Here is a 19,266-nt window from a genome sequence, read left to right as displayed (position 1 = left end):
TTCAGTTGCCTGTTTTGCGCAAGGCATCAGCCACAGGCAGGGCAGAGGGATGATATTGCTTGCGCAAGAAGAGGGGCATGTTGTCCAAGGCGGCTTTGGCCTCGTCCACGCTGTTGTAGTTGCCGTGGAAAACAAAGAGGCCTGAAGGCGAGCGCAGTATTTTGAGCTGACTGCGCAGTTCCAGATATTCATCCCGGACAAGCAGCTCCTTGATCTTCGCCGCTCCTTCTGGTGCAGCCAGATTGAGGAGCTGGATGGTGTAGCGGCCTGCGTTGCGACTGCCTTTTAATAAGCTGCCAGCCGTGAGTAGCTCCTGATAGAGCTGATCAGCAGCCGGAACAACAGCCCGTTCTCGCTGCTGCTCAGGCCCAGGCGCGGTAAACTGGAGTTGCGGCACTGACTCTGGTATTGGCGCAGGCGTTGCTTTCGGCTTGGGCTTAGTTTTTCTCATGCCTGGCAGTAGCTCAACAATTTTTTTCTGCGGCGCAACGACGGGCGGCGGAGTTGCTTGCACAACTGGAACCGGCTTGGGCACTATGGGTTCCTCCTTAATCGGCGTGGCGGGCGGCGGTGTGTCCAGAGACTCTTCCGGCAGATCAGCCCCTACTTCGGCAAGAGGTGGCGCGACTGGTTGCTCCACTGACGAGACCGCAGGAAGCTCTGCCGCAGGTGGCGTTTCCTGTTCTGTTGGAGAATCAGGCTCGGAGCCGGTGGGCGCAACCGTCGCTGTTACCTCTGAAACAGGCGCAGGTTCTTCCTCAACGATTTCTGGCTCAGGTGGCAGCTCTGGCTCAGAGTTCAGTTTGACCTTATCTGGCAAGGGCAGGAGGGCCTCTGGCTTGACTGGCACTGGGGCCACGATTTCATGGGCTGTTTTCTGCCCGCTGCGCAGGAGCAGGTCGCGGTATTGGAAGAGCAGGCCGGCCAAAAGCAGCAGCACCACCGCAGCCAGCAGTTTTAAGGTTCGCCCAGAAAGTGCAGCGGCCTGGCGGCGTTTTTTGGGGAACTCACCATCGGGTGGCGGGACATCTGCGGCCTGGATGGGGAAATAGCGATCAGCGGCGCAGACATTCTGGAGGGCTTGATCAGCGAGCAAATGCACTGTTCGCAGGCTGCCCTGGGCATGAGCAAAGATCCTCTGCACTGCCTCGTCGCTCAAGGCTTTGCGGCTGTCCTCTGCGGACAAGCCAGCGGCCTTGAGCCGGTAACTCAGGTAGGCAGCCAGCTCGGTTTCGGTCAGCGGCTCCAATACATGGCCCGGCTGAATGTCCATGTCTGGGCAATACACCTGGAGCTGCTCGATCCGGTTGTTCAGAGCTGGGCGGCCTGCCAAGATAACGTGCAGCGTTTTCTTTTCTGCGACGGCAAACACAGCGCGCAGCAGCCGCTCCAAAGCAGCCGGAAACATTTTTTCGGCCTGATCAATGATCAACAGGAATTTTTTCCCCTGGGCTTGGCATTGTTCAAGCTGACCATGCAGCCAACCCGGCATATCAGCCTCGGGTTGGAGACCAAACTGCTCGCAAGCAACCCGGAGCAGCTCATCAAAGGAACCAGCAGGGTTAGGCAGACAGGCTACTTGAAATTCAGCAGGCAAGAGACGGGAAAGCAGCAGGCAGAGTAGGGTTTTACCTGTCCCTTCTTCTCCGATCAGGCGGATAACAGGGCTGCCACTCTTCAGTTCAGCGTAAATTCGCCGGAGCAAACTCGTCCGATCTGCTTCTTGAAAAAAAATATCTGTGTCCGGCTCGGCGGCAAAGGGCGGTTTGGCAAGGCCAAAATATTCAAGGTGCATGTTTGCTTAATCTATTTTGAGAGAAGAGAGGCCGCTGCCGGGCGGCGCAGTCTGATTGAACCTGCGGATTTTCTGCGCGATCTTGCTGCCGCAGCTCTGCTGCTGTGGACATTATTCCTATTATCAGACAGGCAGGCTCTTCTGTAAACATCTTTCTCCGGGCTGGCTGGTTTTTTCTGTTGCTTTGCGTGAGAATTTTGTATTATGCCGCTGCGGCTCGGCGGAAAGCCGCTGTAGTCCATTCTCAACCTTTCTGAGAGGTGTTGCCATGTTGCGAATTGCTTCCTTATTGCCGTTTCTGATTCTCCCGGCCTCTGTTGCGGCGGCGGCGAACAAAGCTACTGAAACGGTTTCCTCTTTAGAGGATCAAACCTCGGTAGCAGTGACGATCTACAACCAGGATTTGGCCTTGGTAAGGGATAGTCGGAGCATTGCCGTGGCTTCTGGCGAGCAGACTTTGGCTTTCCGCGAGGTGAGCGCGATGATCCGGCCAGAAACAGCCCTGTTGGCCTCGCCTGGTTTGCAAGTCTTGGAGCAAAATTTTGAATATGACCTCCTTACACCAGAGTCCCTCTTAAACAAATACGTGGGCCGGACAGTTAACTTGGTTAAAACCCATCCGACCACCGGCGAGGAGACGACAGCAGAGGCCACTGTCCTCAGTGCAGGCAATGGCACTGTCCTTAAGGTCGGTGAGCATATTGAATCTGGCGTACCTGGCCGCCTGATTTTTCCTGATGTGCCGGAAAATCTCCGCGACCGTCCGACCCTCACCATGCTGGTGAACAGTAAAGACGGCGGCAAGCAGGATGCTGTTCTCAGCTACCTGACTGGCGGGCTATCCTGGAAGGCAGATTATGTGGCTGAATTGGGCAGCGACAATGCCAGCATCAACCTGAGCGGCTGGGTGACGCTGAAAAACGAGAGCGGCGCAACCTATCAGAATGCCAAGCTCCAGCTGGTCGCAGGCGAGGTGAATCGCGCGAAGGAGCCTATGCCAGCAATGCGGATGATGCGGATGGCTGCCGCGCCTGCGGAAGCAGCACTAGCCAGCGACATGGCTGAAGAGTCCATGTTTGAGTATCACCTTTATACCTTGGGCCGACCAACCACGATCAAGGAGAAGCAGAGCAAGCAGGTCTCGCTTTTGCAGGCAGACGGGGTAAAGGTGAAAAAGGAATTTGTCCTGCAAGGCGAGAATTATTACTATGGCAACGCCGCAGGCAACTTGGGCCAGAAGCTCAAGGTCGGGGTGTTTCTTGAGTTGAAGAATGCCAAGGAAGCAGGCGCAGGCCAACCCCTGCCTGCGGGCATTATGCGGGTGTATAAGAAGGATAGCTCTGGTAGTCTCCAGTTTGTCGGCGAAGATCGCATTGATCACACCCCTGAGAACGAGACTATCCGCCTTAAATTGGGCGATGCCTTTGACGTAACCGCGAACAAAAAGCAGACCGATTTCAAAAAAGCCCCTTGGACTAGCGGTACAGCCTATGAAAGTGCCTATCAAATCGAGCTGAAGAACGCCAAAGAAGAAGCGGTCAGCGTCAAAGTGGTTGAGCCAGTGCCTGGCGACTGGGAAATGGTCGAAGAATCCCTGCCGCACAAAAAAGAAAGCTCTGGCACTGCGGTTTGGGAAGTGCAAATCGAGCCAAAAAACAGCAGCACCCTGACTTGGCGGGTGCGGGTCAAGAACTGAGTGAAGACCGTTGCGATTGTCATCCCGGTTTATAACGAAGCCAAGGTCATTGGCGGAGTTATTGAAGATGTCCGGGCGCATGGCTTCGAGCATATCGTGGTGGTTGACGACGGCAGTGCCGATGACAGCTATCTGATTGCCACTGCCCACGATGTGTTGGCTCTGCGCCTGAAGATCAACCGGGGCAAAGGCGCAGCGGTCAAGACTGGCATCATGGCTGCCAATCTTCTTGACGCAGACGTGGTGGTCACAATGGATGGCGACGGCCAGCACGATCCAGCAGATATCCAGGCACTCATTGCGCCGATCCTTGCTGACAAAAGCGATGTGGTGCTCGGCTCCCGCCTCCTCAATCGAGAGGAAATGCCTTTCCTTAAGGTCGTTGCCAACAGCGTGGGCAATTTTTTCACCTGGCTTTTCTACGGCCTGCTGGTCTCAGACAGCCAGTCAGGCTTTCGCGCCTACTCCCGCTATGCCGCCTTAATCATTGACACCAAGGCCGACAAGTATGAATACGACAGCAAAGTCATCCGAGAGATCAAAAACAACCGGCTCCGCTTTGCCGAAGTGCCTGTGCATACCCGTTACACCGAATATGCCAGCACAAAAAAGAATAAGCAGGGGCTGATCAACGGCGTGATCACGCTTTACCGCATGATTTGGAAGCTGATCGCGTAAATAAACCGCAGGAGCAGAATGAAGGTGCATCTTTATCAAGTGGTGATCGTGGCAATTTCCTCAGTAATGCTGTATCTCGGCCTTAAAGAGTTCATCAACCGGGAGACCGGGCAGACTATCCTGAAACTAATGGTGCGGCTGCTCGTTTGGGGCGGCATGGCCCTGATTGCCATCTACCCAAACTTCACCTTGATCATCGCTCGCGTCATGGGCGTGGTTGATAACTTCAATGCGGTGGTACTGATGGGGTTCTTGTTGGTCTTTTTAATGCTTTTCAAGCTGCTTTCTGCCATCGAGAAGATTGAGCAAAATGTTTCTGAATTAACCCGCAAAGAGGCCCTGAACGAGGCCCATGAGCGGATTGAGCTGCTGCGCCAGGAGATCAAGGAAAAGAAACAGCGCGAGGCAGCAGGCTAATTTGTGCCCTGCTTGCATTACGCTGCAAACAACGGTATGATGAACTGCTTCAAAGCAGCACAGCTTTTTTCCTAACTCTTTTTCGTCTATGGAGGAAAAACCATGAAGGGCATTGCCAGAAGAGATTTTCTCAAGACAGCTGCTGCCGTTGCTTCGGTGGCTGCTGTCGGTTCCACAGCATCAGCCTTTGCTGCTGATGCCGCACCATCCTTGGCTGGAGTTGTTTACACCAAAGAGCAGCCAGGCCAGTGGAAGGGCAAGGAAGGCACCCATGCCCCGCAGGTAAAGGTAGAAGGCGGTAAGGTCTCGATCATCACTTCGCACCCCATGAGTGCCGAGCATTTTATCGTTCGTCACACTTTGGTTCTGGCTGACGGCGTAGTTGTCGGCGGCAAAACCTTTGCCGCGACAGACAAACCGGAATCCTCCTTTGATTTACCCAAGGACTACAAAGGCAAAATCTGTGCCACCAGCTTCTGTAACCTGCATGACTTCTGGCTGACCGAAGCAGAAGTCTGATGCCTTCTTTGGGATAACGCAACAGACCTGGGCAACTCGGTACGGGACGAGTCCTGCTTGGTTGCCAAGGAGTTTGGCTCGATAAGAAAGGAGTTGGAGTCGGTAGAAAAGGAGTTCAGCTTGGCCAAACTCCTTTCTTAGTCGGCCACCAAGGAGTTTTGCCGACTCCAACTCCTTTGCTAGTCGGCAAGACTCCTTTCCGGCTTGGCCAAACTCCTTTGGTACTCGGCCAGACTTCTTTTCTGCCAAGTACAACTCCTTTGCAAGTCGGCAGAACTCCTCTTTGGCCACGCCAAACTCCTTTGCCAACGAGCAAGAAAGGAAGAGTTTCTCGGAGTTAGGCAAAAAATTCGTTCTCCACTCCAACCTGCTTGCTGCTGCCTGCAACGCAACTCTTCTTGAATTATGCAAGAGGCTTATGGCGTATTTCCTTTCTGCCCTTGCTTCGCCGTGCGGCCTCGCGCGGCTTTTTCTTTCGCTTTGTGCTGACTTTTCCACCGCATTGTGAAACAATGAAAGAAACTTTTTCCTGAATCACAGCAGCGGAGCCTCGGCAAAATGAAGCGCATCTTTCTGTTCCTGCTGATCTGTCTTGTTACCGCAGATGCAATATACTGCATCGTTCTCCGGCCCAGGCAGCAAGAAGTGATGACTTTTCTGGCAACGCGGCTACCAAGCCGCCAAGATCTGGTTGCCACTGGGCAGTCGCTGCTCGCATCGCCTTTTGTCCGGCATCTGGTCTCTGGCGACTGGCTCAAACCACAGCCCATTGACCCGATAGAGCTGGTGCCAGAGAATGCCCTGCTCATGCTCGATACAGAAAACGCGGTTGCCGCAGGCCAAGCCTTGCTCAACTCGCGTTTTGGGCAAACCGTGGCGGCCATCAACTGGCCAACAGTCCTAGAACAGCTTGGGGTGCCGCCTTTGTTTCGGCTTGTCCTGGAACAGCAGGTTGCCAATGTGGCAGCACAGCTCGCCAATCCCCTGCTTCAGGATATCTTCAGCCGCAGAACCGTAGCTGCCTTCCTGCCGCCAGAAAATCCGCAGCAACTCCGCGATGACCCGCTGCGTACTTTGCTTGAACAAACCCTGCTGCTCGCTGCGCCCAAGGAAAACACTGCTGCTGCCTTGCTTGCCCTGGTTAAGGCAGCGGCGCAACAGCCTGCGCTTCTCTATCATCAAGGAATGAGCATCCTTGTCTTCGATCTAAACCAAGGGAGAAAGCTGCACGTGGCCGTTCTTGGCGATAGCTTGGCCTTTTCGCTTGGCCTGCAGCCAGTACAACAGAGTATTGAGGTGTTTGCCCGGCATTTTTTCTTCCGGCGCAACGGCTTGCTGCGCAGTCGCGACTATGCAGAGCTAAAGGCAGAGGCCCAAGGCAAGGAGGATCTTTTTTTCTATGCTGATCTTGCCCGCTTGCATCTCCTCCTCAACAAGGAGACTGCCGCTGCTGCCTTTCGCAGCCTGAGCCTTTTTCATCAGCGCGACGGCGAAGCCGTGCAGTTTAAGGTCGCAGTCCGCTTTACCCCAGACCAGCTGCCGCCTTTACAGAAAGAGTTTTTTACAGTCGGGCCAACCCTGAATCGCACTCTCGGTAAAATGCCTGCGAGCCTGCCGCTGTATTTCTGGAGCAGCTGGCTAGACCCGAATTTCTGGCAACAAGCCTTGTCCGCCACGAGCAAACAGGATTCAACCGAGCGCATGGAAGCGTGGTTCAAGGCCCAGACCGACCTGAGTTTGAGTGAAATTCTTGCGTTGTTCGGGCAAGAATTCAGCGTTAATCTTGCTGAGATTAGCACGGGCGGTTTTTTCCCAGTGCCCCGCCTCTGCTTTATCTTAGAGGTGCGAGACCAGGAAAAAACGGAACGCCTACTGGCCCGGCTCATCTCTGATCTGCCTGTCAAACGGGATAAAGTGGCTGATGGCACGGCAGTGGTCTCGCTCCAGGTGGCCCAAGGGATGCTCCAGCCCTCTTACGCCTTTGCCGACGGCTTCCTTTTGCTGGCAGACAGCCGAGAACAGCTTGTGGATATCCTGGAAGGCAAGACCGAGCGGATGGCCAAGAGTAAGGCCTTTCAAGCAGCTGCCGCTGGCATGGAACAACCCTCGAACCTGATGCTTTTTGTCCGGGCGGCCCAGCTTGTTGACGGTCTCAAGGAGCTGGCAGCCTGGGCTGGCACGATGACCGCGATTAGCGACGAGCAGGCTGGAGCAAAAAGCAAGGTGCTGATCGATCAGATCATCACCCCTCTGCTGGACAGCCTCTCTGCCTGCGGTGCAGTCAGCCTGCGCAGCGTGGTGCGGCCTGGTGAACTGGTGATCGAAGCTGCTGCTCTTCATGCCGAAGAAGAGGTCGCCCAAGCCGTGGAGGTGGAAAATTAATTTATCCAGCCTGAAATATCTTGAAGGAATCCGTCTTTTTTTGTAACAGTAACAATTCAGCTGGGCCTGAAGCAGCGACTCATTTTGCAAAAACACCATCCCTTTACTTTTTACATACACCAAGGAGCAACACAGATGGCTATCATCACAGTGCAGGCAATCGCCGAGAGCATCAATATCATGGGGAAGCGCAGCGGCGGAGCCATGAAGGAGCGCATTCCAGGACCTATTCAGGAGATGGCGCAGGAGGAAACTGCGGCAGGAGCCACCTATCTGGATCTGAATATCGGCCCAGCCCGTAAGGATGGCGTGGAGCTGCTGCCCTGGGTGGTGGAGACCGTGCAGAGCTGCGTTGACACCCCGCTCTGTCTGGACACCACCAACACCGATGCAATGGCCGCTGGCTTCAAGGTAGTGAAAAACAAGACCGGCGCAATCATGAATTCCATCTCTGCCCAGCCTGAGCGGATGGAAAAACTGATTCCAGTGGCGGCTGAGGCGGGTTGCAATGTCATTGCTCTGCTCTGGGGGCCGGACGGAATGCCCCGCGACTCTAATGAGCGGGCTTCAATGGCGGTTGATTTGATGATGGCCTTGAGCGAGGCTGGAATTCCCAACGAGAAAATGCTCTTTGATCCCATTGCCACCCCGATTACCCTGGGTGCAGATCAGATCGCTTCTGGTTTAGAATTTTTGATGATGCTTCAGGATATCGCGCCTGGTGCAGGCTCCACTGTTGGGCTGTCCAATGTCTCCAACGGTGTGGCCGAGCATCTGCGCAAGTACCTTGACCGCACCTACTTAATCATGCTGATGAAGTATGGCATCAAAACCGCCATTGTCAATGCCTATGACAAAGAGCTGATGGCTATTTGCAAGGGTGAGCGGCAGGATTTTGTCGATCTGGTGCATGGCATGATGGATGGCAACGAGCCTGATTCTTCTCAATTGACCGGAGCAGCCTTAGAGCATTACAAAACCTACAAGGTGTTGTCTGGCCAAGCTGTGTTCTCTGAATCCTGGCTGAATCTGTAAAACAGGTTGGACAAGGGGAAGGCGGGCCTGTTGTCGCCTGCCTTCCGGTTAGCGGAATTTCAACAGGGAGACTGCTTCATGAAACAACACGTCCTGCGGGGGCCGTTACTGAACACCGCTGCGGTGCTGGTCTTTTTTCTGGTAATGCTTTCTATCAGCATGGCCAATCCAGAGGCAACGGTCTTGGGTTCGCTCTGGCTGATCATTCTGACCTTCCTGAGAACCTTGCAATGGCTGCTCGGCATGTTATTGGCCGTAATTTTCTGTTTGGCCTTCCTCATAGCCGTTTTTTTCGGTGCAGTAGCCTTGGCCAGCCCAGCTGCATCTGTACGCATGTACGCCGGTTTTCGCCAGACACTGACCGCTTGGCTTGAGGAGGTCAAAGAAAGTTTACTTGAATTTGGCTCCTGTAAAAAAAACGGAGCTGTCTGTGAACGCTGAACTACAAAAAGAGCTTCATGCGGACATCGAGGCGATTCAAGGCCAACTTCATATCACCAGGAAGCTGCTGGCGGGCAAAATCGAAAAGCTTTCAGCCCGAATTAATCTCCTTGATGAATTAACCGCTCAGATGGCCGACAGCGGCCAGGTCGAGGCACTGAGTTGTGAGGTTAAGGGCGCGGTTGCTTCGCTGGCCGGAATTGAGGGTGCGGTTGGTAGCATGAAAGCGTGCGTCGAGCAAACCGCTCGGCAGATTCTAGAGATGTCGCCAGAGAAAGTTATTCGCGACATCTCAGAGCTGCTAGTAGAGACACAGCAGCCTGAGGTGATTGACATCGCCCCGCTGGAAAAGGACATCGCCCTAATGCAGCAGGAACTGGTTTTGGTGCGGGAAAAAGCTGACCGGGCATTGCTGGCTGCCTCTACAGAGACGGTTCTTCACGCTGATAAGTAGATCAAAAGCTGCCGCTAAAACGACTGGACACGACCAGCGGAAGAGGGGATATCTCATCCACATTCTTCCGCCTCGTTAGTCACGGCTGGAACCTGTATGCCGCTCCCAGTGACAATGATCATCCTCCTCCACGCTGACGGTCTTCAGCTTGGGCATGATGTTCTGCACAAAAGTTTTCCAGCCCACAGGAGCTTCCGCAATATTGAAGCCCACATCTACTAAAATGCCATTTTTTCGCCGCCAGCGCGGGGCGACTTTCAGCTTGTAGCAAGGTGAATCTGGCCCGCCGGAAATCACGATACTGTATCTTTTACCTTCTACAGAAAACTTGTCAGGCAGATCATTGAGACGCAGACCCTCCAGCGATACATCTTCCACCATGCCGCCGTAGATAAAATGGCCATCTGCAATATCAGCAATGTATCCCTTTAATTTCGTTCTGGTCTGCCGACGTTTTTCAACTGTCAAATCCATCTTCTTCCATTATCTCCTTCAGCTGCTACCTCCTCCATCCCACAAGAGAACTTCGGCAACATAGCCCACATTCTACCAAAATGCCGTTCTTTCGCCGCCAGGGTGGAAAAGTCTCCACTGGAGTGGCTCGTTACGGCACATTTTCAATCAGCTACCATAAAGAACATATAAACATTCATCAGGCCTCTTCCTTTCAATCTGCCTTTTCTCGTACTCAACATTGTTGATCTTCTGGACAAACTCTTCCCATCCGGCATCTGCCTCAACAAGTTTAAAGCCAGCGTCTGCGAAGAAATCTTTATCCTTCTGCCAGCAGGGAGAAGCCTTTAACATAAAGCAAGTAGAGTCATTTTCGTCAGATATCCTGATGCTATACACCCTTTCTTTCGCAAGAAAACCACTAGGCAAGTCATCGATCTGGAGGCCATTCAACGAAACATTGGTAATGATGCCACCATAAATACCACCATAGACTGAATAGGCATCTTTAATATCAACAATATATCCGCGCAGTCTTTTCCTTTCTTTTGTTCTTTGATTATGCGCATTGACTTTCGTGACAAAATCTACCCATCTTGCCGAACGCTCAACAAGGAAACCCGCATCTTTACTGCTGCTCCCTGCTGTCCAACATGGGGAAACCTTCACCTCGCAACAGATTGATTTCGTCTTGTCAATAACCATCACGGTGTATTGTTTTCCCTGTGCAAGGTCAGTTGGCAGGCTAGTAAGCCCCAGCCCAGTCACCGACATATCCTTAACCGTACCAGAATACCTAGCATGAGACGGTCGTTCCATGTTTTTTGCCTCCTGTCTTGCGATAAGGAATTTATGTGAGCTACTTTACAGGACCAATCAGCTCCTTAAACGAGTCTATAGATACATATTCTTCTGAATAAACAGTCGGCCTACGGCTGCTGGGCTTGGCGATATGAATGAGAACTCCGATGCCGTGCCGTGCTGCCGTTTGCAAAACCTTTTCTGTGTCGTCGGCCAAGAGCGAACGAGCAGGATCAAAGCCGAGCATTGACTGGAGTCTGATCCAAAACTGCGGCTGCTCCTTGGCAAAGCCAACTTCCTCGGCACAGATCAGGCGATCAAACCAGGTGCCGATGTCAGCTTTGTCTAACTTGATGGCTAAGGTGCGTGGATGGGCGTTGGTAACGAGATAAAGCCTTTTCCCCAGCCTTTGGCAGAATTCGAGGAACTCTTGCACATAGGGATGGACAGCTATCAGATGATCAATGCGCAGTTTCAGTTCCGAGATATCCAACTTCAGCTCGTGCGACCAGTGGGCAATATCAGACCACTGAAGAGAATTTTCCAGCTTACGGTACCGTTCCCGCAGCTCCTTAGCTGCCTCTTGGATAGAAATATTATGCAGCAAGCTATAATGCTCTGGCAGGTAAACTTCCCAAAAGTAATCATCAAAATGCTTGTCAAGCAAGGTGCCGTCCATGTCGAGCATGACCGTGTCAATGGCATCCCAGGCAATTTGTGGGAGTATCTTGCTAAAGTTCTGCATGTAGGGATTATACCCACCTATTGCGGCTTTGTACAGGGCTTATTCCAAGGGTTTTATCAAGACTGGAACAGCCTGCTGCCATAGTCGCTTTTCTCTCCTCTGGTAGCAAACAGCTCCTCTGCGCAATTGAGGGAAAAGAGGCTGCATTTTTCCCCCTTGAGCGCGATGTGCCGCAAAGGAGGAGAGCAGCGTCGAAGGCCTTATTTGCAGGAGGACTACCAGGACGGGCAGTGTTCCTGCTTTCTGCGCATTGCCGCCTGAATAGGACAGATAATCAAGCAGCGCGGCCACAATTTCTAATCGGTTGCCAAGGAGTTGTACTCGGCCAAACTCCTTTGTGAGTCGGCCAGACTCCTTTCTTGCCGAGCAACACTCCTTTCCTACTCGGCCAAACTTCTCTCCAAGTCGGCAGAACTCCTTTGCGGCTTGGCCAAACTCCTTTGGTAGTCGGCCAGACTCCTTTTCTGCCGAGCAAAACTCCTTTCTTACTCGGCCAAACTCCTCTGCAAGTCGGCAGAACTCCTTTGCGGCCAAGCAGAACTTCTTGCCTACCGAGTACAATTGCTTCCTTGGCGAATTCCCAACGTTGCAGAAGACGACTGCTACAAGTGGTTTCATGGATATTCCTTCTGCATCGGCAGAAAACTGCTTGACAGGCCGGGGAACATATTCTACGATAGACAAGTCAACCAATTGAAATACATAAGAGAAGATCAGGTCGATTTGCTTGGCGCGGCAGAGCTGCTTTTACTCCCCGGTGCCGTGCTGATAAACGACAGTCGGCTCCTTTTTCTGCTAAAAAACGTCCGCCTTACCCTGTCTCAGCGCATGTTTACTCTCTGCAAACCCCTTATCCTCGCCTCAGCCTCACCCCGGCGCAAGCAGTTCCTCAGCGACCTGGGCCTGCACTGCCTCTGCCTCCCGGCGGCACTGGCGGAAATCCCCTTGCCTGAGGAAATGCCCGCTGCTTTTGCCCTGCGCATGGCTGAGGAAAAGGTTGCTCTGATTGCCCAGCAACACCCAGAGAGTTGGGTGTTAGGCGCAGACACCGTGGTGACGCTGGACAACCAGATCATTGGCAAGCCCATTGATGCCAACCAGGCCTTGGCTATCTTGCGCACCCTGCGCGGGCAAACGCATCAGGTCATCACCGGGCTGGCCTTGATCTGCCGCCAGGCAAACTGCGTGGAATCCCTGACTGAGACCACAGAAGTCACCTTTGCCGACTTTCCTGATGAGGTGCTGGCAGCCTACGTCAATACGGGTGAGCCACTCGACAAGGCCGGGGCCTATGGTATCCAGGCAGGCGGCGCATTTTTGGTCAGAAACGTGCAAGGATCCTGTTCCAATGTGATAGGCCTCCCCGTGGATATCTGTCTTAATCTGCTCTTGCGGCATGGTATCATTGCCGCCGCTGTAAAAACGGGGTTGGTCTTTTAAAAAAATCATGTTACCCTATAAATAAAACAAGAGCGGCGAATCCTCATCAACCGACACAGCCCTATGAACGCCACCCGGAAACAAGCGGACTCTGCGCTGGATGCCGAAGCCAAGAAGGTTTATCCTGAGCAGCAGGCCAGTCAGGAGGAGAAAGGCGGCAAGACCCTGCCAGAAATTATCTGCGCCCTGCTGTCTGAGAAAAACAGCCGCCAAGTTGATGCGATGCTAGAGCAGCTTAGTGCCGGGGTACAGGTCGGCAATCCTCGGATGCGGCTCAAGGCAGCCTGCTATCTGACCGACACCCTGGAGCTGCTCATTGCCCATCAGGAGTGGCAGCGGATGGATAAACTGCTGCCTGCGGCGGAAACCGCCCTCACAGCAGCAGTGGAGAATGAGGTTGGAGCCTGGCAGTTGATCACCGCACTGTCTGCTTTTGCCGCTTATCAGATTGAAATGGGCAAATACGCCTCTGCCCGCCGCGCTCTGCTCACCTTTGCCGCCCCAGATTCCCTGCCTGCCTCAGCCGAAAAAACCCGCGAGCGAGTTGAACAGCTGATCAGTGATCTTGCCACCCGGCCTTTGCTCGAATTACTGCTGGTTGAATACCTGTTTGACAAGGAAAAAGGCAATGATGCTGGACGGCTCTTTGCTGTCTTCGGCAGAGCAGCAGCAGAGTTTCTCCTGGAGCCGCAAAACCTCAAGCAGTGCCAGGATAAGGCCGACGCGCTGCTCAGGCTCTTTGGTGAGATCGGCCAGCCAGCGGAAAAAAGTCTCTGCCAGCTCCTCCGGCAGACGGCTGACTGGTATCTGATCCGCAATATCATCCGTCTGCTGGGCGAAAAGGGCAGTCCTGCCTGCTTTACAGAAGTGACTTCCTTTCTTGAGCATGAGGACATCCGCGTCAAGGGCGAGGTACTGCGGGCAGCCAGCCGGATTGAAGCACCTGGCAAGAAGGACTTTTTCCTTAAGGCCCTTAAATCCGTACCCCGGCAACTGACTGAGCTGGTCGTCGCCTTGCTGGGCGATATCCCAGATAGTAGCTTGGTAGTACCATTGGCTGATTTGCTCGACGAAGCCGCTCTAATCAAGAACAAAGTCGGGTTGAACTTACAGGCCGTCATCTGCCAGAGCTTAGGCAAGATCGGCTCGGTCAAAGCCATTCCAACGCTGAAGAAAGTCATCGCTGCGAACGCAGGTGCAGCGGGTGGCCCGGCAGAGCAACAGCTTCTGCGGGCCGCAGAACAGGCTATCCAGTTCATTAGCCACGGTGGCAAGCACAAGCGACCTGGTACGTTGTCGCCAGATGTCCCCACCCAGAATAATCCCTTTGCTGGGCGGGAGGCAGGCATCATTCGCACTGCGATGTCTGGCGACCGAGCAAACGCCGCTCGCCAGCTCTTTGAGCTGATTACCGAATGCGTCCAGGAAGGCGACCTGATGAATGCCGAGCGGTTGCGCGAGCGCTTCAGCGAAATCAATCCCAATGCCATTGCCGAGATCGTACAGTCTGCCGAGCTGATTCAGGAGGCAAAAAGCGGGGTGCAGGTGCGCGGTTATTTGGATATCTGGTCCAATCTGCTGCATGAGTTGACCTCTGAAGAGTTCAGTGCCATCTATCACGAGCTTGAGAACCGGACCTTAGAGCCAGAGGAAATCCTGATCAGGCAGGGCGAGCGGAACGACGAGCTGTTCTTCATCAACCACGGCACGCTGCGGGTCTTTTACAAGAAGAACGACCGCAAAATCTACATCAAAAGCCTCAGCGACGGCGATTTGGCAGGCGAGAACTTCTTCAGCACCTCGGTCTGGACGGTGAGCATGAGCGCAGTCACCGAGAGCCGGATATCTATCCTCAAACGGGCCTGCTTTGAACGCTGGAAGGAAGCCTTTCCCGGCCTAGAGGAGAAGCTGCATCAATTCTACAACCGCACAAACAACATCCGCGACCTACTCCAACGCAAAGGCCTCAACCGCCGTAACTATGATCGCTACAGTTTATCCCGTAAGGTGGACTTTCAAGTTATCGACACGCCGGGTAAGCCCATTGGCCAGAAGTTTAAAGGCAAGTTGGCAGACGTGTCGCGCGGTGGCTTGTCGATGATTTTCCGTATGGCCCAACAAAAACACATTCGCGTCCTGCTGGGCCGGAATATGCAGATCACCATTCCGGTAGTTGGCAGCCTCTCAGAGCTGAACGTGCAAGGGCAAGTGCAATCTATCCAACCTGCGGACGAAGAGGCAGGCGAATACAAAATCAGCTTCCTCTTTGACGACCCACTAGAGCAGGAGGAATTACAGACCGTGTTGGGTTAAAGCCAGCAGACGGCCCCGCCAGGCCTTTCGGCCTGCTGGATAGGAAAATTCCAGCCACTTGGCAAATACGCCCACGCGCAGCCCTTGGCTTAAGTGCAACTCACTCTGGTTTCTGCCGCTAAGGGCAGCTTCCATGACCAGAAGAATCTGCTCATAGTTGGCCTTGCTGCCTATCCGCCAGAGTAGCAGCTCAATTACCCGCCGCTGCAAGGCCAGAGGCAGCGTGCGAAATGGTTCCCGGAGCAGGCGCAGCTTGGGAAATGCGTCTGCTTCTCCGTTTCCCTCCTCTTCAAGTACCTGCTGCGCTGCCTTGGCGGTTAATTCCTCCAGCAGCTCCTCATCTGCTGCCAGACTGTCAGCGGTTTTCAGCAGGGAATTCCTGATGCCTGGCTCGAAATGCTCGCGCAGAAAAGGCAGCAGCTCATGCCGGACCCGGTTGCGGAGAAATTTTCGGTCATTGTTGGAGGAGTCAAAGCAATAAGCAATGTCGTGCCGCGCCAACCAGTCGAGCAACTCGTGCTTGCCTGTCCTGAGCAGTGGCCGGATAAGATCGCCACCGCTTCTCATGTTCATTCCAGCCAACCCCTTACGCCCGCTACCTCGTAGTAGGCGCAGCAGCACCTCCTCAGCCTGGTCATCAGCGGTATGGCCAACCGCAATTAGCTCTGCGCCACAGTCGCGGGCTACCTCTCGCAGAAGAGCATAGCGCAATTCACGGGCTGCATGTTCAATGGAGAAATGTTGCGCTTGGGCAAAGGCGGCAACATCTGCCTGCCTGGGCAGAAAAGGGATGTTTAACTTCTCTGCGGCTAGGGCTACAGTTTCTTTTTCCTGCGGGGTTTCCAAAGGACGTAGCTTGTGATCAAGCCAAACTACCGTTAACTGAAGCTGAAGCGGCTTGCTTACAGTGGCCAGGAGATGAAGAAGAGCCATAGAGTCTGGCCCTCCAGAAACCGCTACGACAATTCCAGCCCCCTCGCTGACTCGACAAGGGCCAGTCAGCATCCGAAGAATATGCTGCTCCAGCTTCACTTGCCACTCGGCGGTGGAGGCAGCATGACCGTCTCGAACCAGTAGGAATGGAGCCGCCGCACCGCTTCCATGTAGCCCTCAAAGCTGACTGGTTTGGCCACATAGCTGTTGGCTCCGAACTTATAGCATCGTTCTACGTCACGAGGATCTGAAGAGGTGGTCATCACGATCACGGGGATGTCCTTCAAATTTTGATCGCTTTTCATCTCCTCCAGCACTTCGCGGCCATCCGTGCCAGGTAGGTTCAGATCCAGCAACACGAGAGCTGGTCGCGGCGCAGCTCCGGGTTCAGCGAACCGATTGCGGCGGTACAAAAAATCGAGCGCGTCATCACCGTCTTCACAGCGGAAGACCCGGTTGTGCAGCCCGCCCTTTTTAAAGGCCCGGAGCACGGTCTCGTAATCTATATCGCTGTCCTCAACCAGCAGGATGTCCTGCCCGTCCTCAATCTGCGTGCTCATGAGATTTTCTCAGCCATGTTGGTCTGGATAAACCAGGGAGTCGTGTGTAACACGATGCGGCGCAATTTCGCCAGGATTCTGCACGAGAAGAGGTTTGCTCAACTCCTGCTATGGCACCCAACGCACCATTTTTACTCGTTTGGCAAGGAGTTGGAGTCGGCCAAACTCCTTTGTAAGTCGGCAGAACTCCTTTCCGGCTTACCAAAACTCCTTTCGTACTCGGCCAAACTCCTTTTCTGCCAAGCCGAACTCCTTTCTTGCTCGGCCAAACTCCTCTCCAAGTCGGCAGAACTCCTCTGCGGCTTGGCAAAACTCCTTTGCAAGTCGGCCAGACTCCTTTGCTGCCGAGTACAACTCCTTTCTTGCTCGGCAGAACTCCTCTCCAACCAAGCCAAACTCCTTTCCTACCGAGTATAAAAAGAGCTATTCCTCTGCCTTTCCCCAGTTTGTGCCGTCCTGCCAGAGAAAATGCTCCTCCTGCTCGGTGAGAGTGAAAAAGAACACCGTTCCTTCCCCTTCCGCGCTTTCCAACCAGATGTGGCCGCCGTGTCGTTCGATGATTTTTTTGACGATAGCCAGACCTGCGCCGGTGCCATCGCCGTATTTGCCGCTGCCATGCAGCCGCTTGAACATAATGAAGACTTTCTCGAGGTGTTTGTCGCGGATGCCAATGCCGTTATCGCAGACATAGAACACTGCTTGGGCCGGATCATTCCAGCGATGCAGCATTCCTATCTCAATCCACTTGTCTTCCTTGTCGTTATACTTGAGCGCGTTGCTGATCAGGTTGTAATAAACCTCGCGCATCCGCACGGCATCGCAGACTACGGTCGGCAGCGGCTTGGGGATCAGCACTTTAACCTGTTCACGCTCCAGGCTCACCATGAGGGTTGCCAGTACATCTTCAACCAACTCGTTGAGATTAACTGGGCGGCGGGCTAATTCGAGTCGGCCCACCCGCGAAAAGGTGAGCAAGTCATCAGTGAGGGAGGAAAGCCGCTCGGCCAGATCGCCAATGGTTTTCAATTTATCTCGAACTTCGCCGCCAAACTGCGCCCCGTAATCCTCAAGCAGGAAAGTGCTGTAGCTCATGATGCCGCGCAGCGGTTCCTTGAGATCATGCGAGGCAATATAAACGAAATCGTCTAGCTCTTTGTTTGAGTGGACCAGCAGTTCGGTGCGCTCGCGCAGGGCCTCTTCCATTTCCTTGCGCACCTGGATGTCCTCAAGCACGGAAATATAGTATTTGGGCTTGCCCTGTTCATCCCGCACCAACGAAACAGTGTGATTGACCCAAATCACCGAGCCATCCTTGCGGACATACTGTTTCTCCATCGAATACGTGGACAGGGCAGGGTTGGCGACCAGCTCCATCGCCTTGGCAAGACTTTGCTTTAAGTGGTCTGGATGCGTGACCTCCCGGATGTTCATGCACAGCAGCTCTTCAGCGGTGTAACCGAGGATGCTACACAGTTTGCGGTTGACCCGCAGCCAGCGGCCTGAAGGCGCAGGCGCAACATGGCCGATGCCCACCGCTGCTTGCTCAAAGGTAGCCTGAAAATCCTGCTTGGCTTCCTCCAAAGTGCGCTCAATCTGCTTGCGTTCGGTGATGTCTGCGGCTGCCGCGAGTACGCCAGTGATCTTGCCGTATTTGTCCTTCAAGGCCCGACCTGACCATTCAACCACGCGCTCGCTGCCATCAACCCGGCGCAAACGGAGTTCTTTGCCGTCAATGTGCTCCTGTTCGCCAGAGAGAAGCCGCTTGAGTGCCTGCTCTGCTGCCTGCTGATCTCCTGACTGGACGCAGTGCCCTACCAAGAACAGCCCGGCCAGTCCTTCCGGTTCACCGCCGAGGATTTCGGAGCCCTTGCGGTTGATCAACCGGATTCTGCCGCTTGCGTCCAAAACAGCGATCATTGTCCCGGCAATGTCGAGATAATTCTGCGCCCGGCTTCTCTCATCCTCCAACCTCCGCAAGAAAGGGTTGAAACGCACGAGGACAAGCAAGCCCGCCAGCACAATCAGCAGCGCAGAACCAGCTGCAACCGCAGCAGCCCAGAGAAAAGGTCGGCGCACTTCGTCCAGATCAAGTTTGGCTACCAAACCAATGTTCATCTCTGGCACCCATTGATAGGCAGCCAGGACGGTTTGGCCTCGGTAGTCAAGCCCAGTCAGGGTGCCGGTCTGGCCAGAGAGGGCACGGCGCATTGGCTCGGCCAGCGGTGACTGCATAGGTACTGTATGCGGCATGGCTTTGCTCAGATGCTCCTGGCCTGGCCAGAAGACAATCTGCTTCTCCTGTTGCCGGGCAATGAGAAACTCGCCAGTCCGCCCGAAACACTGCTTGTGGAGATGCGCGTTGAACACGCTGGTCAGCACAGTCTCCAGGGTATCGTTCTGACTAACCGGCCTAAACTGTTCGGCAGCATGAAAAAACTCTTCAATCAGCACGGCATGGCTGTGGACGATCTCCTGTAGCCGTCTGGTCTCCAGTCGCAGGGTAGTACGGTAGAGCAGACAGACAGTGAGCAAGGCCAATCCGCAGAGGGCCGTGCTCAAAACTAATGCTGATAACGCTAAGGACTTCTGTTTGTCTGTCAATCC

20 protein-coding genes are annotated in these 19,266 nt (G+C 54.0%); 11 read left to right on the top strand and 9 right to left on the bottom strand.

What is annotated here, in order from left to right; translation table 11 throughout:
- Position 1 precedes the first annotated feature (1 nt).
- Complete coding sequence (locus ACNKIB_RS03410; protein WP_417909143.1) at positions 2-1,795, bottom strand: AAA family ATPase; 1,794 nt, start codon at positions 1,793-1,795, stop codon at positions 2-4.
- 268 nt (positions 1,796-2,063) lie between these two features.
- On the opposite strand from ACNKIB_RS03410, the gene ACNKIB_RS03405 reads away from it, so the two are divergent.
- The 4 genes from ACNKIB_RS03405 to ACNKIB_RS03390 all read left to right on the top strand — a co-directional run bounded on the left by ACNKIB_RS03405 (position 2,064) and on the right by ACNKIB_RS03390 (position 5,105).
- Positions 2,064-3,491 carry a DUF4139 domain-containing protein gene (locus ACNKIB_RS03405; RefSeq protein ID WP_417909142.1) on the top strand — a complete coding sequence of 476 codons (1,428 nt, stop codon included), beginning with the start codon at positions 2,064-2,066 and terminating at the stop codon, positions 3,489-3,491.
- Entirely contained in the window at positions 3,492-4,169 is a 678-nt protein-coding gene (locus ACNKIB_RS03400; RefSeq protein ID WP_417909141.1) for a glycosyltransferase family 2 protein, read from the top strand.
- An 18-nt stretch (positions 4,170-4,187) separates the two neighbouring features.
- Entirely contained in the window at positions 4,188-4,586 is a 399-nt protein-coding gene (locus ACNKIB_RS03395; RefSeq protein WP_417909140.1) for a DUF2304 family protein, read from the top strand.
- 102 nt (positions 4,587-4,688) lie between these two features.
- Positions 4,689-5,105, top strand: a complete 417-nt coding sequence (locus ACNKIB_RS03390; protein WP_417909139.1) for a desulfoferrodoxin family protein — start codon at positions 4,689-4,691, stop codon at positions 5,103-5,105.
- On the opposite strand, the gene ACNKIB_RS03385 is transcribed toward ACNKIB_RS03390, so the two are convergent.
- Positions 5,022-5,450: a hypothetical protein gene (locus tag ACNKIB_RS03385; protein WP_417909138.1), complete on the bottom strand. Its 429-nt coding sequence runs from the start codon at positions 5,448-5,450 to the stop codon at positions 5,022-5,024. The genes ACNKIB_RS03390 and ACNKIB_RS03385 overlap by 84 nt on opposite strands.
- A gap of 213 nt (positions 5,451-5,663) precedes the next feature.
- Between ACNKIB_RS03385 and ACNKIB_RS03380 the strand changes: the two genes are divergently transcribed.
- The 4 genes from ACNKIB_RS03380 to ACNKIB_RS03365 all read left to right on the top strand — a co-directional run bounded on the left by ACNKIB_RS03380 (position 5,664) and on the right by ACNKIB_RS03365 (position 9,417).
- Complete coding sequence (locus ACNKIB_RS03380) at positions 5,664-7,487, top strand: hypothetical protein (RefSeq protein ID WP_417909137.1); 1,824 nt, start codon at positions 5,664-5,666, stop codon at positions 7,485-7,487.
- Between the two features lie 135 nt (positions 7,488-7,622).
- Entirely contained in the window at positions 7,623-8,522 is a 900-nt protein-coding gene (locus ACNKIB_RS03375) for a dihydropteroate synthase (protein ID WP_417909136.1), read from the top strand.
- Positions 8,523-8,600: 78 nt separating this feature from the next.
- Positions 8,601-8,963, top strand: a complete 363-nt coding sequence (locus ACNKIB_RS03370; RefSeq protein ID WP_417909135.1) for a hypothetical protein — start codon at positions 8,601-8,603, stop codon at positions 8,961-8,963.
- Complete coding sequence (locus ACNKIB_RS03365) at positions 8,953-9,417, top strand: hypothetical protein (RefSeq protein WP_417909134.1); 465 nt, start codon at positions 8,953-8,955, stop codon at positions 9,415-9,417. The genes ACNKIB_RS03370 and ACNKIB_RS03365 overlap by 11 nt, the downstream gene beginning before the upstream one ends.
- Before the next feature lie 75 nt (positions 9,418-9,492).
- Here ACNKIB_RS03365 and ACNKIB_RS03360 read toward each other — a convergent pair whose 3' ends face one another.
- From ACNKIB_RS03360 to ACNKIB_RS03345, 4 genes are all read right to left on the bottom strand, one after another.
- On the bottom strand, positions 9,493-9,891 hold the full coding sequence (locus ACNKIB_RS03360; RefSeq protein ID WP_417909133.1) for a PilZ domain-containing protein: 399 nt from the start codon (positions 9,889-9,891) through the stop codon (positions 9,493-9,495).
- A 147-nt stretch (positions 9,892-10,038) separates the two neighbouring features.
- Complete coding sequence (locus ACNKIB_RS03355; RefSeq protein WP_417909132.1) at positions 10,039-10,689, bottom strand: hypothetical protein; 651 nt, start codon at positions 10,687-10,689, stop codon at positions 10,039-10,041.
- Between the two features lie 40 nt (positions 10,690-10,729).
- Positions 10,730-11,416 carry an HAD-IA family hydrolase gene (locus ACNKIB_RS03350; protein ID WP_417909131.1) on the bottom strand — a complete coding sequence of 229 codons (687 nt, stop codon included), beginning with the start codon at positions 11,414-11,416 and terminating at the stop codon, positions 10,730-10,732.
- Between the two features lie 39 nt (positions 11,417-11,455).
- Positions 11,456-12,034, bottom strand: a complete 579-nt coding sequence (locus tag ACNKIB_RS03345; protein ID WP_417909130.1) for a hypothetical protein — start codon at positions 12,032-12,034, stop codon at positions 11,456-11,458.
- A 75-nt stretch (positions 12,035-12,109) separates the two neighbouring features.
- On the opposite strand from ACNKIB_RS03345, the gene ACNKIB_RS03340 reads away from it, so the two are divergent.
- Together ACNKIB_RS03340 and ACNKIB_RS03335 are read left to right on the top strand one after the other, a co-directional pair.
- A complete protein-coding gene (locus ACNKIB_RS03340; protein ID WP_417909129.1) occupies positions 12,110-12,856 on the top strand; it encodes a Maf family protein in 747 nt (248 codons plus the stop codon).
- A 63-nt stretch (positions 12,857-12,919) separates the two neighbouring features.
- Positions 12,920-15,169, top strand: a complete 2,250-nt coding sequence (locus ACNKIB_RS03335) for a cyclic nucleotide-binding domain-containing protein (protein ID WP_417909128.1) — start codon at positions 12,920-12,922, stop codon at positions 15,167-15,169.
- On the opposite strand, the gene tilS is transcribed toward ACNKIB_RS03335, so the two are convergent.
- Together tilS and ACNKIB_RS03325 are read right to left on the bottom strand one after the other, a co-directional pair.
- A complete protein-coding gene (gene tilS, locus ACNKIB_RS03330) occupies positions 15,149-16,201 on the bottom strand; it encodes a tRNA lysidine(34) synthetase TilS (RefSeq protein ID WP_417909127.1) in 1,053 nt (350 codons plus the stop codon). The two genes, ACNKIB_RS03335 and tilS, sit on opposite strands and share 21 nt — an antisense overlap.
- Positions 16,198-16,662: a response regulator gene (locus ACNKIB_RS03325; RefSeq protein WP_417909126.1), complete on the bottom strand. Its 465-nt coding sequence runs from the start codon at positions 16,660-16,662 to the stop codon at positions 16,198-16,200. Before ACNKIB_RS03325 ends, tilS begins: the two co-directional genes overlap by 4 nt.
- A 54-nt stretch (positions 16,663-16,716) precedes the next feature.
- On the opposite strand from ACNKIB_RS03325, the gene ACNKIB_RS03320 reads away from it, so the two are divergent.
- A complete protein-coding gene (locus ACNKIB_RS03320; RefSeq protein ID WP_417909125.1) occupies positions 16,717-17,079 on the top strand; it encodes a hypothetical protein in 363 nt (120 codons plus the stop codon).
- Between the two features lie 6 nt (positions 17,080-17,085).
- Here ACNKIB_RS03320 and ACNKIB_RS03315 read toward each other — a convergent pair whose 3' ends face one another.
- Entirely contained in the window at positions 17,086-19,263 is a 2,178-nt protein-coding gene (locus ACNKIB_RS03315; RefSeq protein WP_417909124.1) for a sensor histidine kinase, read from the bottom strand.
- Positions 19,264-19,266 lie beyond the last annotated feature (3 nt).

This window comes from Candidatus Electronema sp. PJ, from assembly GCF_048287395.1.
Taxonomy (GTDB): domain Bacteria; phylum Desulfobacterota; class Desulfobulbia; order Desulfobulbales; family Desulfobulbaceae; genus Electronema.
This window is presented reverse-complemented; position numbering and strand designations above follow the sequence as displayed.